Consider the following 13,516-nt stretch of genomic DNA (forward strand, 5'->3'; position numbering starts at 1 on the left):
ATTTGTCTATTCCTTTCTTTTTTGGATTACATGATTGATTTCTTCAATTTCGCTTTTTTGTAATATATATAAAACGCACCAGACAATGAAGTAAATAATAAGCTCTGAAACGAGCACGTACATAATACCGCCATGTTCGAACCAACGACCAAAATAGCCTGCTATCATCACGCACAGCGTAACGGCAATAAAATGCACGACTAGCTGGACAGAAAATAATAAACGCTCTATTTCAAAGATAAGGGAGAGCGTACCAATTACAATCCCAAGTATGGTTGCAATGATTACTTGCTCGAGTAATTCAGGTCCTGTCACCATTGCATGATTAGAAACGATACTTAACGTCACTAAAATATAGGATGAGCTAAGTGAAAACAGTAGACCAATAATCATCATGCGTAATATTTTCATATTAAAATTCCCTCCCAATACCTAATTGCCGTTTTAAGTCTTTTAAATACTTCCGACTAACATGAATCGACACATCATTGTCTAACAGTAATTCCGTTGAGCCGATTTTGCCCATCTGAATAGAAGCAATTTTATTAATGTTGACAAGGGTCGATTTACTCACACGTGCAAAATCTTTTGCTAGTTGCGCTTCGAGCTCATATAATTTGCGTTTTGATTCAAATTCTTGCTCCTCTGTTTGTAAAAAGACTTTAGCGCCTTCAGCATAGATGGAATAAATATCTGTAATTTTTAGTAAATGAATTTCTTGCTGTAAATAGCCGTCTAGCATTGTTGTTTGGGCTGCTTGCAACTGCTTCATTAATTTTTCAATGTTTTCGTTGTACTCCTTTGCATGTATATGGATTTCTGTTTCTTCTAGCGCGCTATTAATCATTAAATGAATTTTCATTGGAGGCCTCCTTTGGTAATCGTATTACCTCAACTCCCTAAAAGGAAAAGGCATTTATTTACTGAATCAGGTTAATATTAATGTAGCATAGAAATTTTTAGTTACGTTAAATTGTTTGATAAGAGGTTAAAATTAATGATTAACAGGTTAGTTTTGTATAATAACTGCTGTTTTTAAAATGCCTGAAAATTCATAATCGTTTTGGTGTCAGGCACTCGGTATGGAAGGGGGGAGGGTAGCAAATTGGCTCGGTTGAGGTCATAATAGAACTATCATTCTTGAGGGGTTGCTAGCAATGTTGACATTTTATAAGCAGATGTTCTTAACACTATGTATTGGGTTATTAGGAGCGCTGTTATTTCAATTTTTACATATTCCGATGCCATGGTTGCTGGGCGCAATCACAGCTGTTCTATGCGTACAGCTATTTACAAAGATACAATTGCAATGGCATAAATATTTCCGAAATGTTGGGCTAATTGTGGCGGGATACTCCATTGGGTTTGCTTTCACTATAGAGGCAGTACAGGATATTCAACAGTTTTTAGGCAGTATCATTGTTCTTAACTTAATCTTTATTTTGTTATTTTTTGCTATCAGTTTTTTAGTAGCAAAACGTACGGAATTAGATTTTCCTACGGCACTAACGTGTTGTGTCCCAGGAGGAATGACACAAATTGTTGCCTTTGCCGAGGAGCAGGGAAATATGAATATGGCTGTCATTACGTTTTATCAGGTATTACGAGTATTGCTAATTGTTGGCTTCGTTCCATTAATGGTGACAGGCACTGGAGAAAATATCGTTACTGTGGATGGAACGCTCTCATTGCCATTATTCATTTTACTACTTATTTGTGCAGTGGCAGGGTGGCTTGCCCAAAAGGTGAGAATTCCAACTGGTTACATGCTAGGTCCCGTTTTTTTATTAATGGGCTTAAATATTACAGGGCTTGAAGTGCCTAAAATGCCCATATCATTTCTTCATCTCGCACAGCTCGTAATTGGTATTTATATCGGCCTGCTACTAAAAAAAGAAGATTTGCATTTATCAAAGAAACATGTATTTTACGCTTTTATTTCAGCGGGGCTTTTTATTGGCGCTGCATATGCATTATCCTTCATTATGAAAAATTTGTACGAGCTTGATTTTCGCACAGGCTTTTTAAGTATCGTACCAGGAGGGCTAGATCAGATGGGAATTATAGCTGCTTCTGTTCATGCAAATGTGACCATTGTGACAGCATTTCAGCTATTCCGTGTTTTGATTGTGTCCATTTTCCTCGTACCATTAGTGAAAATATTTGTGAAAAAAGCGAAGACGTAAAAAAAGATTGCTCATACGGATTTACCGATGAACAATCTTGCGTTCCTTAATATTTGAACTGATGAATTAAATTTTGCAGCGTTTCTGCATTTTTAGTAAGGGTTGTTGCCGCGTTATTAATATCCTCCATCGAGTAGAGGTTTGTTTCAGCAATCTGTGAAACGACTTTTGACTGCTCCCGTGCATCGACAGCTATTTCTGCCATAATTTGAGTAGATGCATTGGCCTGTTCAATACGAGCATATAACTCTTCCGCAATGCCTGAAACTTCTTGAATTTTATTAGTGACAACAGCCACTTTAGTTGTAATGCTTTCAAAGGCAAGATTTGTTGTACGAACAATATCTACGCTTGATGCGGCTTCCTTTTCGCTTTGTTCCATATGCGCACTCGCTTCTTGAGCTAGCTGCTGCATCGTATGGATGGTCTCGGTAATTTGCGCAGCAGATGTTTTAGATTGCTCAGCTAATTTACGAACTTCCTCCGCTACAACGGCAAAGCCCTTACCATGTTCGCCTGCACGTGCAGCTTCAATGGATGCATTTAAAGCAAGTAAGTTTGTTTGGTCAGCTATTGCATGGATGACCTCGACAATATTACCAATAGTATTTGCATGTGCATCAAGGGCAACGATTGACTTAGCACTTTCTAACACCGCTTCTGTCATAGCCTGCATTTGTGCTTGCATAGCTTGTGCCGTTTTCTCACCATGTTTCGCCGTATCAAAAGCTTCTGTCGCATGCGATGAAACTTCCATATTGGTTTCTGTTACATGTTGAATACCTCCAGCAATATCATGCATCGCTTCAGCATTTTCATTGGCACTTTGTTTTTGCGTACTTGCGCCACTTGCCAATTCTTGCATATTAGCTGTTAGTTGTTCAGTCGTTCTTGTTGTAGAGCCTGCTGTAGCAGAAAGCTCAGCGGATGAAGCAGAAACTTGATTGGCTGTTTCATCTACTTGTTTCATCATTTTTCGTAGCGTTTCAAGCATGGCATTGAAAGATTTTGCAAGATCGCCAATTTCGTCTTTTGTGTTTACAACGAGTTGTTGTGTTAAATCTCCTTCACCAGCAGAGATAGTTTCAAGCTGGGTATTCAAGCGTTTTAAAGGTTTTACAATATTGCGCACAAGTAATGTTCCTGCAATTACAGCAATAATGGCAGCTAGAAAGGCAACTATCCCCATTTTGATAATCATTTTTTGTGCTACCGCATTAATTTCGGAGGAGGGAACTCCAGCGAAAATCATACCAATAGTTTCTCCATTAGCATTTTTTATCGGTCCATATTGTGTGAAATAAGGTTTTCCGACTACGTCAGCTGTTCCACTATATATGTTTCCTTCGGTAATAACAGCATCTGTTACTTTCGGATCAGCAGTTGTGCCGATTGCTCGCTGCCCATCTACCATAATATTTGTATTAACCCGTGTATCATTCGCAAAAATGGTAATAGCTGCTTCGGATAACTCTCCTAATTTATCGATTAATGCAGTTTCGTCGGCTATTTTTGCGTCTCCTTTGTAAAGTTCTCCATTTTCCAAATGCCATTCACCTGGTAAGGTTTGTTCCAAATTGTAGACGCTTAAATCGTAAATTTGAGTAAGACGTGTATTATTTTCTGATTCAAGGGTTGTTTTCATTTCACTAATATTTACAATTCCAACAGCAATTAAAACAAATAAAATAATCGTCACAATTAGCAAGCTCATTTTCGTTTGCATACGTAAGTTTTTCATAGATCCCTCCACATTTTAATCCACATAAATAGACAGCAAGTGATTGTAAAATACTTGCTGTTTTGTATATGTTTAAGGAAAACATTTCTATTTTTATTAGTATATAATTACTGACGCTTTTTGTATATTTCTAAATTAAATATAATTAGTGAATTTTAAGTAGCACTTTTTAAGGAATTTTTACTAAAAGAGTTGATGTTCAAGTTCTTTTTTGTATTCGAATGACCTATTTGAAAAATCTCTTCCTACTCCAACAATTGGAGTAAATTATACATTCCCAAATTCTATGAAATATGGTATGATGTCTCTAATTATAAGAACGGAGGTGAAAAGGAATGAATTTAAACGCTACGAGAACAGGTGTAAAGGTGGATACTGCTATGTATTTTGCACGTGTTCAAACTTTCGATTTTGCCAACAACGGGATAGGTCTGTCTATTTTTAAGCAAAATCAAATATTATACGTAGCGGATTAGCCATTCTTTTTCACAAATAATGAAGGAAAAGACTGCTTGTTAATCGAGCGGTCTTTTTTGTTGTCTAAAGATGTTTTTTCGCACGTTTTATGGAGGAAAAAACAATGCAAATAAAGGCTGAACAAATTCAAAAGGTAATTGGTGGAAATATATTATTCGAAGGGCTTCAACTGGAAGTTAATAAAGGGGAACATGTAGCGATTGTCGGTGTAAATGGTAGTGGTAAAACAACCTTACTGCACTTATTAGCGGGTATAGATGTGCCAGATAGTGGTCGTATTATTAAAAGTAAGGGAACAAAAATTGGCTACTTACATCAAATTCCGAATTACCCTTTACTTACAGTAAAAGAAGTGCTGGAACAAGCATTTGCTGAACTATTTGCGTTAAAAGCAAAAATGGACACATTGGAACTGGAAATGCAAATAAACGTTTCGGACAAAGTTTTACAACAATATGGGCATGTTCAAGAACAATTTTTGCTGCTGGGAGGCTATGAAATGGATGCTCAACTAGCGACCATTGCAAATGGACTTGGCATTACGCCATTACTTCCATTACCCTTTGCAAGTATAAGCGGAGGGGAAAAAACAAAGGTCATGCTAGGTCAAATTCTACTAAGTAACCCGTCTATTTTATTATTAGATGAACCGACTAATCATTTAGATATGCAGGCAATAGAGTGGCTTGAAGATTATATTCGATATTTTGATGGCATAGTCATAACTGTATCGCACGATCGTCAGTTTATGAATCAAATGGCGCAAAAAATTATCGAAATTGAGGATGGAGAAGCATTTACGTACAAGGGAAATTATGATGATTTTATTGCGCAAAAAGAAGCAAAAGTTGAACAGCAATTTGCTGAATATGAAGAACAGCAAAAGAAAATAAAAAAAATGCAAGAGGCGATTAAACGTTTAAGACAGTGGGCAAATGAAGCGAATCCACCGAATGCTGCATTGTTTCGTCGTGCTAAAAGTATGGAAAAGGCATTAAACCGCATAGCACGTGTTAAAAAGCCAATCACGAAAAAGAAAATGAATTTAGCTTTAACGATGGCTGAACGTAGTGGCAAGGAAGTCGTACAAATGCAAGCGTTAAGTCATGCTTTTGACAAGCCATTATTACAAGACAGTCAATTATCGGTCTATTTTGGCGAACGTTTGGCGATTGTGGGCAATAACGGAAGTGGTAAATCAACATTGTTAAAAATAATATTAGGAGAAATTGTACCCAATGAAGGGACTTGTAAAGTAGGTAATAGTGTAACAATTGGTTATTTGTCGCAACAATTCGAACATCAAAACCCAACAACTCGTTTAATTGATGCCTTTCGAGAGTCTGTAGCAGTATCTGAGGCAGAAGCACGTCATTTGCTTGCACAATTTTTATTTTATGGATATGACGTTTTTAAGAAAGTGAAGGACTTAAGTGGTGGAGAAAAGATGCGTCTACGTCTAGCGCAACTAATGCACGAAGAGATTAATTTACTCATATTAGATGAACCGACAAACCATTTAGATATTGAGGCAAGAGAAGTATTAGAAGAAACACTCGAATCTTTTGAAGGGACAATAATTGGTGTATCCCATGACCGTTATTTCTTACAAAAAATCTTTACAAAAATTGCATGGATTGACCGTAATACGATTCATGTATATGAAGGCGATTATGAATGGGCGAAGACAAAACATATACTTGTAGAACAAGTTCCAACTGTAGAGAAAACCACAAAGTCGATTGTACAAAGTCATAAAGATCTCTCAATCGAAGAACAAATTGAAAAACTAGAGTGTAAATTAACAGAATCGACTCTCGTTAAGGAACAACGTCAAAAACTAGAGCAACAACTAGAAACACTATACGAGAAGTGGCTGCAAGGGGAATCGGACCATGCATGAATGCTACTGTTGTTTAAAAAAAAGCGAAGAAGGCAATTGTAATGTTAAAACTGGTTGAATATTATAGGGTTTCCGCACTATTTTGCATATTTTTTTCGTTGTGGGGGAAACGAGTGCTTGAGGCATCATTCTTCGAGGAGTATGCGAGCTAAAAAAGTGAAAACCTTTCAACTTAATAAGATGAAAGAATAAAGCCATTTGTAATATATTAGACAAATGAATGATCACTCAAAAACTTCCCAAAACCGATATCCTTATAGAACGGATTAGTGATAAGATGGACCTGTTAGACATCGATTCTTAGAATGTACACATAGAAAGATTTTACGTCATGTCATTGTACAGCAAGTCCCTCATATCGGTCAGCTTCTGTTTGGGCACGAGCGATGAGAGCATAGGGGTAAGGGGTAATTTTTTTATAGGGATATGAATCATTATCTATATTTATTCAAGAAAAATAAACATTTGTAAAAAAAGTTTTGAATCTTAAAAGTATATTACTTGAAAAAATGTGGTATTCGATTTATTGTCTTTAGAGATACTTGTTTAATGGACTTGGAGGATATGAAATGCACGGAATTTATATACGCTACAATGTCTCAGAAAAAAACCAAGAAGCAACATGGCCACGAAAAGTGGATGCATTTGCATATGTTCAACGAGGGAAGCCACAACAAGGGAATGACAACATGCTTTCGATGGAAGAGCTAAGAAGTCATGCGATTCGATATATTAAAAGCTTAAAAGAAAATGCAAATTTACATTTAGTTGAACAACATAATGGTGAAATTGAGCATTTCGGTCGACGATATATGGAATCACTAAAAGTTAAGGAAAATATCGATTCACAGCTAATTAATCTTGAGGAAATTCGCTTACTATTGCAATTAATGAACGTATTGAACTTATCGCATAGTTTTGGAGAAAATGCGGGGAAAATACTTCGTCAAATTACGCCCTATGCTAAAGATGTAGAGAATTCAACATTCCAAACTACACGTGTAGAACGTCATTTTTACTCAGAGATAATTGAACAAATCGAAGTGGTGTACGCACGCATTTTGCGCCAACACAATCCGTCCACGACAGAAATGCAGCAATCGGAAAAGTTATGGACTACAGTTTGTGAGCAAGCAATTGACAAGGTAGAGGCACGCATTGAACGCTTATCTTCTATTAAGTTAAAGCATGAAAAAAATTTATTGGAATATAGTCAGTTGAAGGAACAAAATATCCAAGCAAAGGAACGCTTAGATAACGCTGTTCTGGAACTAGATGCTATATTAAATGTATTAGAATCTTAATCGAATATTTGTTTAATGTGATATGACAAATATCTATAAGCATAAAGATAAAAGCATGTCGCCAATTGTGTTTAAAATCCAATCGGCTGACATGCTTTTATTTTACGTTATTTTTTTCTGCTTCTTCACGTTTCCATTGACGATATACACGTAGCAAATCAAAGCCAAGTACTATCACAATAAGGTAGAAAATAGGGCTATTATAGGATAGACCAATTTCTGATTCCCCACCTAATAATGTGAGCACAATCCAAAGGCCAATTGTATAGAGCGTTAATCCAGCATACGCCTTTTTGGATATCTTTTTATATGTACCTTTTGAAGTCATCATTTGTATACATACAAGCACGATTAATATGACAAGGATAATTTTCTTCGACAACAGCTCAGCTAGCGTCGTAGCAGGGAAAAAATCATTGACAAACAGTAAAGTGAAAAATAAGAAAATACAAACATTTAAAACGGTGGATAGCTTCATGCAATATCTCCTTCGATGCCTTTAATCTTTTCTATTGTAACATGGTTTGAAGTGAAGAATAAATATACGCAGATGAATGACTTATTTTGCACAACTAATTGCTTAGTTTAAAAATTTAGATAATCTAAAAAATTTTGAAACTTTTTTCAAAGTGTAATCGTATAGTAGGTAATACGTTGAAAAGAGGTGATCTACTTGACGCTATTTGGCTATACATTGGAGCAAATTTATTTAGTGGTATTAATTTTCGCGGGACTGGCAACCGTTTTGTTTATGTTTTTCGGTGATGCCGTCGAGGGTGTAGGAGAAAGTCTACCGATTTTAAATCCAAGTGTCATTCTATCTTTCATTACGTTGATGTCAGCAGCTGGTTTTATTTTAGAGAAGTTAGCCTTTTTCCCTAGCGTTTGGAATATCGGTGTAGCTGCTGTAATAGGAGTTATTTTAAGTGCCCTTTTTTATTTATTTATTCTCGTTCCACTCAAATCAGCAGATGTCTCATTGGCCTATACAGAAGAATCACTTGAAGGTCAGTTAGGGAAGGTGATTGTACCAATACCGTCTGATGGCTTTGGTGAAGTAGTTATTGAGACTACGAGCGGTATGATTGCAAAGCGAGCTGTGGGCTTTGACAATGAGGTAATTGATTATGATACGACAGTCCTTGTTGTTGAAGTGAGGGCAGGCACTCTTTATGTGAGAGCCTATGAAAAAAAATTTATTTAAAGGAGAGATACTAATATGTCAATGGAAATTTTGATAGTTCTAGGAATTGTAGCATTTATATTAATCGCTCTTGTGGCACTGTATGTAACAAAGTATCGAACAGCGGGTCCTGATGAAGCACTGATTGTAACAGGTAGCTATCTTGGCTCAAAAAATGTACATAAAGATGAGTCAGGAAATCGCATTAAAATTATTCGTGGGGGCGGTACATTCGTCTTCCCAATCTTCCAGCAAGCGCAACCATTAAGCTTATTATCAAGTAAATTAGAAGTTACAACACCTGAAGTGTATACAGAGCAGGGCGTGCCAGTAATGGCAGATGGTACAGCGATTATTAAAATTGGTGGTTCGATTTCAGAAATCGCTACAGCTGCTGAGCAGTTTTTAGGGAAGCAAAAGTCAGAACGTGAAGGGGAAGCACGGGAAGTATTGGAAGGCCATTTACGTTCGATTTTAGGATCTATGACAGTTGAAGAGATTTATAAAAACCGAGATAAATTCTCGCAAGAAGTACAACGTGTAGCTTCACAAGATTTAGCGAAGATGGGTCTTGTCATTGTTTCCTTTACAATTAAAGATGTACGCGATAAAAATGGTTATCTTGATTCACTTGGTAAGCCAAGGATTGCACAAGTGAAACGAGATGCAGATATTGCGACTGCCGAAGCAGATAAAGAAACGCGTATTAAGCGTGCAGAAGCATCGAAAGAAGCGCAAAAGGCTGAGCTTGAACGTGCAACAGAAATTGCTGAAGCCGAGAAAGAAAATCAATTAAAAGTGGCGGAATTCCGTCGTGAGCAAGATGTTGCAAAAGCTCGTGCAGACCAAGCGTATGAATTAGAAACGGCACGTGCGAAACAGGAAGTAACAGAACAAGAAATGCAAATTCGCATTATCGAACGTCAAAAACAAATTGAATTAGAAGAAAAAGAAATTTTACGTCGTGAAAAGCAATACGATTCAGAAGTGAAGAAAAAGGCAGACGCTGATCGTTATGCTATAGAACAAAATGCAGAAGCTGAAAAAATGCGTGAGCTTGCACAAGCAGATGCTGAGAAATATCGTATTGAGTCGTTAGCAAAGGCAGAAGCGGAGAAGATTCGTTTAGATGGTATCGCGAAAGCGGATGCTGAGCGTGCACAAGGTGAAACAGAAGCGGATATTATTCGCCTACGAGGTCTTGCAGAAGCCGAAGCGAAACGTAAAATTGCCGAAGCCTTTGAATACTACGGTCAAGCAGCTGTTCTTGATATGGTTGTACGCATGATGCCAGAGTATGCGAAAGAGCTTGCTAGCCCACTTGGTAATATTGATAAAATTACAGTTGTGGACACTGGTGGCGGTGAAGGTGGAAGTGGTGCCAATAAGGTGACTTCTTATGCAACGAACTTAATGTCGACACTACAAGAAACATTAAAAGAAACATCAGGTATTGATGTGAAGGAATTAATCGAAAGCTACGCTGGTAAGCACACATTGCGACCAGAGCTTGAGCGTATTGCGACAGAGCTAGTGAAACAGCCAGAGCCTGTTGCGACGGCAGAAAAACAAAAAGAAGCAGTTGAACAATAAAAATTAGAAAAAAGCTAGCTAATACTATTATGTATTAGCTAGCTTTTTGTTGCTAAGTGGCGCTATTTGTGACGCAATATGAGCTTCTAGTGGCAATTATTCAAGTTTTATCAGCGCAAAGCGAGTTCCTCTCAGCTGTTTATTTCCACTCGCTCGCAAGCATGCCATAAAGGACGTGGTCGACGTAGTGATCATATAGCCACTCTGCAGCGCGTATTGTTCCTTCAGTAGTGAAATGAAGTCGTTCAGGGATTGCGCGGCTTTTTGTGTTACCTACAGCTACACGGATTTCCACTTTGTTCAGTTGTAATTCGTCAAATGCGTATTGTACTAAAGCTTGAACCGTTGTTGTCATAATGCCGTGGCCTTGCGCATCTTTATCGAGCCAATAGCCAATTACTGCAATTTTATTTGTATTATTAATAGTATTAAATCCTGCAATGCCTACAATTTTATTGCGGAAAATAATAACAAGAGATAGGCTGGTTTTAGCTTCGTAGCCAGTAATACAGCCTTCTATATAACCTTTTGTATCGGAAAGCTCTTTGGTGAAATCTAACCATGGCAACCATTCACGTAAATTTTCCCTTGAATTATTTGTTAGTGCAAAAACAGCCTCTGCATCTTCAATAGCGATTGTTCGTAACGTTAATTCATGATTGATATTTATTTCCATAATATTGCCGCCTCAATTCTACCATTTATTTTAAAGCATTATGCATAAAGCTCTTCATTTCTTGACTTAGCGTTGTTAGTTCTTCAATAATTTCACTAAAATCTTGTACAAGTTGGGCCTGTTCATTTGTTGCATCATTGATTTGTCCCATATTTTGCTTTAGATTATCAAGATTTCTATTAATATTGCGAAGAGAAGCTTCGATATTTTCTGTTGCAGAAGACGTTTCAAATGAAAGTTTTCTAACTTCCTGTGCGACGATATTAAAACCAGCTCCATGCTGACCTGCGCGAGCCGCTTCTATTGATGCATTTAAGCCAAGTAAATTCGTTTGGCGAGAAATACTTTTTATTAAATCTGTCACATCATTTGTTTTTTCTGAATCCTCCAGGGCGTGTTGTGCCTGTTTGTTAATTTCCTCACTCGTTGCTGCTAGCTCCTCTGAATGAGAAGCAATTGTATGTACTTTATCTTGAAGACTATTTACAATATTATCCATTGTATTCATATAATGTTCCAGTTTGAGCTCATTATCTATCGGTAATCCAAAGGCTAGTGCCCCAACTACTTTACCGTTTTCTCGAATCGGAAAGGCAAAAGCATTGATGGCAACACCGTATACGTCCTCGGGAATGATCACATCTGCATTTTTTCCAGCAAAGGCGATGTATACATTTTGATCATTTGCATTTACTTTTTGACCATCTACATAACCAGTGTCGGCACGTTTGCCTGCTAAATATTTTACAACTGTTTCACTTTCCTTCTCTATGACAGCTACTATCGCTTCCTCTTTTAATGCAAGGTGAATGTAGTGTGCGGATAGAGCTAAAGCTTCAATCATTTTCATGAAATACCTCCAAGTCTTTATAAAAACAGTGATTTCTAGATTATTCCTTCACTGTAGCACAATAAGGGCTAATTCAAAATAGTAAAAACATTCATTTAACAGAAAAGAGATATTTTTTGATTTCCTGTTAAGCAATAGTAATGCTAGTTTATGCTTTTAATAATATTGTCAAATAAAAATAATGGAAACTAAAAGAAAAGGTCATATAGTTTGTCTAAATTTTGACAACCTTCCAGTGTTTTTTAGAGAATGTTGTATTAGAATAATAGATAGAAGGGACAAGTCGTCGAAAGGAGATAGAGATGGACTATATAGAGAAGGGAACAAAAGCATTTAACAAAGCAAATTGGGCATTATTTTTAGCTGGGTTTATTACGTTCGCGAACTTATATGTATCGCAACCACTACTACCGACGTTTGCCGAGGAGTTTAATGTCTCACCTGCAATAGCAAGTTTGTCATTATCTGTAACGACATTGGCTTTGTCGATTAGTATGATAATTGTCGGCTCATTATCTGAAGCGTGGGGAAGAAAGTCGTTAATGACAATATCTATATTTGCAGCATCAGTTTTGACGATAGCGCTTGCTTTTTCGCCAAACTTTGAAACTATATTAGTATTGCGCGTTATTCAAGGTGTTGTGTTTGCAGGGTTACCAGCTATTGCGATGGCTTATTTAGGAGAGGAAATTGCCCCGTCAAGTTTAGGAATTGCGATGGGGCTTTACATAAGTGGCAATTCTGTAGGGGGGCTCAGTGGCCGTGTCATTATCGGTACATTAACAGACTTGTATAACTGGCAAGTAGGTATGATTGTACTTGGGATAATTAGTTTAATAATTAGTGTGTTATTTATATGGATGCTACCGAATTCTAAGCATTTTACGGCACGTCCATTACAAATAAAGGCGTTAACAAAGTCTCTTATTCAGCACTTAAAAGATCCGTCGATGCTTTGCTTATTTGGCATTAGCTTTGTGTTAATGGGTAGCTTTGTGACACTTTACAATTATATTGGATTTAAATTAATGGCACCACCTTATAATTTAAGTGCTACCATTGTCGGATGGATATTTGTTATTTATTTGGTAGGGACATTTAGCTCGGCATGGTTTGGCAGTTTAGCCGATCGTTTTGGACGTCAAAAAATGTTATTGTTAGCGATTGCTATTATGCTGGCAGGTGCAATTATTACATTACAAGGTCTACTGTTATTAAAAATAGTAGGTATTACAGTTTTTACCTTTGGTTTTTTTGCAGCCCATTCAATAGCAAGTGGATGGGTAAGCAGGCGTGCCACTCATGATAAGGCGCAAGCATCATCGCTGTATTTATTTTTTTATTATTTTGGTTCGAGTGTGGGTGGCACCGCAGGGGGCGTGTTTTGGATGCACTTTGGTTGGGTAGGCGTAATTGCGATGATTACGGTATTTTTAGTTATTGCATGTGTGCTCACATTTGTGTTAAAGAGCATCATTGCCAAACAACGATTAATTACCAACTTGTAGAGTAAAAAACTATGTTAATAGAAATTTTGTTATTTTTCACATGAACGATAATAGAAACAATGACCGCATCTCAAGCTATTCATAGAGTTGCGGTT

Annotated in this window: 13 protein-coding genes; 7 read left to right on the forward strand and 6 right to left on the reverse strand. The window is 37.1% G+C overall.

What is annotated here, in order from left to right; translation table 11 throughout:
• Positions 1 to 6 precede the first annotated feature (6 nt).
• Positions 7 to 411 (reverse strand): DUF3021 domain-containing protein, encoded by a 405-nt coding sequence (locus FH508_RS07660; protein ID WP_173478415.1) that lies wholly within the window; start codon positions 409 to 411, stop codon positions 7 to 9.
• A 1-nt stretch (position 412) separates the two neighbouring features.
• Positions 413 to 862 (reverse strand): LytTR family DNA-binding domain-containing protein, encoded by a 450-nt coding sequence (locus FH508_RS07665; protein WP_173478416.1) that lies wholly within the window; start codon positions 860 to 862, stop codon positions 413 to 415.
• Positions 863 to 1,157: 295 nt separating this feature from the next.
• On the opposite strand from FH508_RS07665, the gene FH508_RS07670 reads away from it, so the two are divergent.
• Entirely contained in the window at positions 1,158 to 2,186 is a 1,029-nt protein-coding gene (locus FH508_RS07670; RefSeq protein ID WP_173478417.1) for an AbrB family transcriptional regulator, read from the forward strand.
• A gap of 46 nt (positions 2,187 to 2,232) precedes the next feature.
• On the opposite strand, the gene FH508_RS07675 is transcribed toward FH508_RS07670, so the two are convergent.
• The gene (locus tag FH508_RS07675; RefSeq protein WP_173478418.1) at positions 2,233 to 3,927 is read right to left on the reverse strand and encodes a methyl-accepting chemotaxis protein; all 1,695 of its coding nucleotides are present in this window, start codon (positions 3,925 to 3,927) and stop codon (positions 2,233 to 2,235) included.
• Positions 3,928 to 4,262: 335 nt separating this feature from the next.
• Here FH508_RS07675 and FH508_RS07680 point away from each other — a divergent pair, with 335 nt between their 5' ends.
• The 3 genes from FH508_RS07680 (at position 4,263) to FH508_RS07690 (ending at position 7,611) form a co-directional block, all read left to right on the forward strand.
• A complete protein-coding gene (locus FH508_RS07680; protein WP_173478419.1) occupies positions 4,263 to 4,403 on the forward strand; it encodes an RAxF-45 family protein in 141 nt (46 codons plus the stop codon).
• A gap of 104 nt (positions 4,404 to 4,507) precedes the next feature.
• On the forward strand, positions 4,508 to 6,307 hold the full coding sequence (gene abc-f / locus FH508_RS07685; protein WP_173478420.1) for a ribosomal protection-like ABC-F family protein: 1,800 nt from the start codon (positions 4,508 to 4,510) through the stop codon (positions 6,305 to 6,307).
• A gap of 569 nt (positions 6,308 to 6,876) precedes the next feature.
• Entirely contained in the window at positions 6,877 to 7,611 is a 735-nt protein-coding gene (locus FH508_RS07690) for a hypothetical protein (protein WP_173478421.1), read from the forward strand.
• Positions 7,612 to 7,708: 97 nt separating this feature from the next.
• Here the strand turns inward: FH508_RS07690 and FH508_RS07695 are convergent, their stop codons facing one another.
• On the reverse strand, positions 7,709 to 8,089 hold the full coding sequence (locus FH508_RS07695) for a hypothetical protein (protein WP_173478422.1): 381 nt from the start codon (positions 8,087 to 8,089) through the stop codon (positions 7,709 to 7,711).
• Between the two features lie 195 nt (positions 8,090 to 8,284).
• On the opposite strand from FH508_RS07695, the gene FH508_RS07700 reads away from it, so the two are divergent.
• Complete coding sequence (locus FH508_RS07700) at positions 8,285 to 8,815, forward strand: NfeD family protein (protein ID WP_173478423.1); 531 nt, start codon at positions 8,285 to 8,287, stop codon at positions 8,813 to 8,815.
• Between the two features lie 15 nt (positions 8,816 to 8,830).
• A complete protein-coding gene (locus FH508_RS07705; RefSeq protein WP_173478424.1) occupies positions 8,831 to 10,387 on the forward strand; it encodes a flotillin lipid rafts scaffold protein FloT in 1,557 nt (518 codons plus the stop codon).
• A 139-nt stretch (positions 10,388 to 10,526) separates the two neighbouring features.
• Here the strand turns inward: FH508_RS07705 and FH508_RS07710 are convergent, their stop codons facing one another.
• Positions 10,527 to 11,063 carry a GNAT family N-acetyltransferase gene (locus FH508_RS07710; RefSeq protein ID WP_173478425.1) on the reverse strand — a complete coding sequence of 179 codons (537 nt, stop codon included), beginning with the start codon at positions 11,061 to 11,063 and terminating at the stop codon, positions 10,527 to 10,529.
• Positions 11,064 to 11,088: 25 nt separating this feature from the next.
• Complete coding sequence (locus tag FH508_RS24045; protein WP_173478426.1) at positions 11,089 to 11,913, reverse strand: methyl-accepting chemotaxis protein; 825 nt, start codon at positions 11,911 to 11,913, stop codon at positions 11,089 to 11,091.
• 302 nt (positions 11,914 to 12,215) lie between these two features.
• Between FH508_RS24045 and FH508_RS07720 the strand changes: the two genes are divergently transcribed.
• Positions 12,216 to 13,421: an MFS transporter gene (locus tag FH508_RS07720; RefSeq protein WP_173478427.1), complete on the forward strand. Its 1,206-nt coding sequence runs from the start codon at positions 12,216 to 12,218 to the stop codon at positions 13,419 to 13,421.
• Positions 13,422 to 13,516 lie beyond the last annotated feature (95 nt).

The sequence above is a fragment of the Lysinibacillus sp. CD3-6 genome, from assembly GCF_006351725.2.
Classification (GTDB): Bacteria; Bacillota; Bacilli; order Bacillales_A; family Planococcaceae; genus Lysinibacillus.

Excerpts from the sequence above, each read along its gene's own strand:
- FH508_RS07660 (WP_173478415.1), bottom strand. The coding sequence starts at position 411 with ATGAAAATATTACGCATGATGATTATTGGTCTACTGTTTTCACTTAGC.
- FH508_RS07665 (WP_173478416.1), bottom strand. The coding sequence starts at position 862 with ATGAAAATTCATTTAATGATTAATAGCGCGCTAGAAGAAACAGAAATC.
- FH508_RS07670 (WP_173478417.1), top strand. The coding sequence starts at position 1,158 with ATGTTGACATTTTATAAGCAGATGTTCTTAACACTATGTATTGGGTTA.
- FH508_RS07675 (WP_173478418.1), bottom strand. The coding sequence starts at position 3,927 with ATGAAAAACTTACGTATGCAAACGAAAATGAGCTTGCTAATTGTGACG.
- FH508_RS07680 (WP_173478419.1), top strand. The coding sequence starts at position 4,263 with ATGAATTTAAACGCTACGAGAACAGGTGTAAAGGTGGATACTGCTATG.
- abc-f (WP_173478420.1), top strand. The coding sequence starts at position 4,508 with ATGCAAATAAAGGCTGAACAAATTCAAAAGGTAATTGGTGGAAATATA.
- FH508_RS07690 (WP_173478421.1), top strand. The coding sequence starts at position 6,877 with ATGCACGGAATTTATATACGCTACAATGTCTCAGAAAAAAACCAAGAA.
- FH508_RS07695 (WP_173478422.1), bottom strand. The coding sequence starts at position 8,089 with ATGAAGCTATCCACCGTTTTAAATGTTTGTATTTTCTTATTTTTCACT.
- FH508_RS07705 (WP_173478424.1), top strand. The coding sequence starts at position 8,831 with ATGTCAATGGAAATTTTGATAGTTCTAGGAATTGTAGCATTTATATTA.
- FH508_RS07710 (WP_173478425.1), bottom strand. The coding sequence starts at position 11,063 with ATGGAAATAAATATCAATCATGAATTAACGTTACGAACAATCGCTATT.
- FH508_RS24045 (WP_173478426.1), bottom strand. The coding sequence starts at position 11,913 with ATGAAAATGATTGAAGCTTTAGCTCTATCCGCACACTACATTCACCTT.
- FH508_RS07720 (WP_173478427.1), top strand. The coding sequence starts at position 12,216 with ATGGACTATATAGAGAAGGGAACAAAAGCATTTAACAAAGCAAATTGG.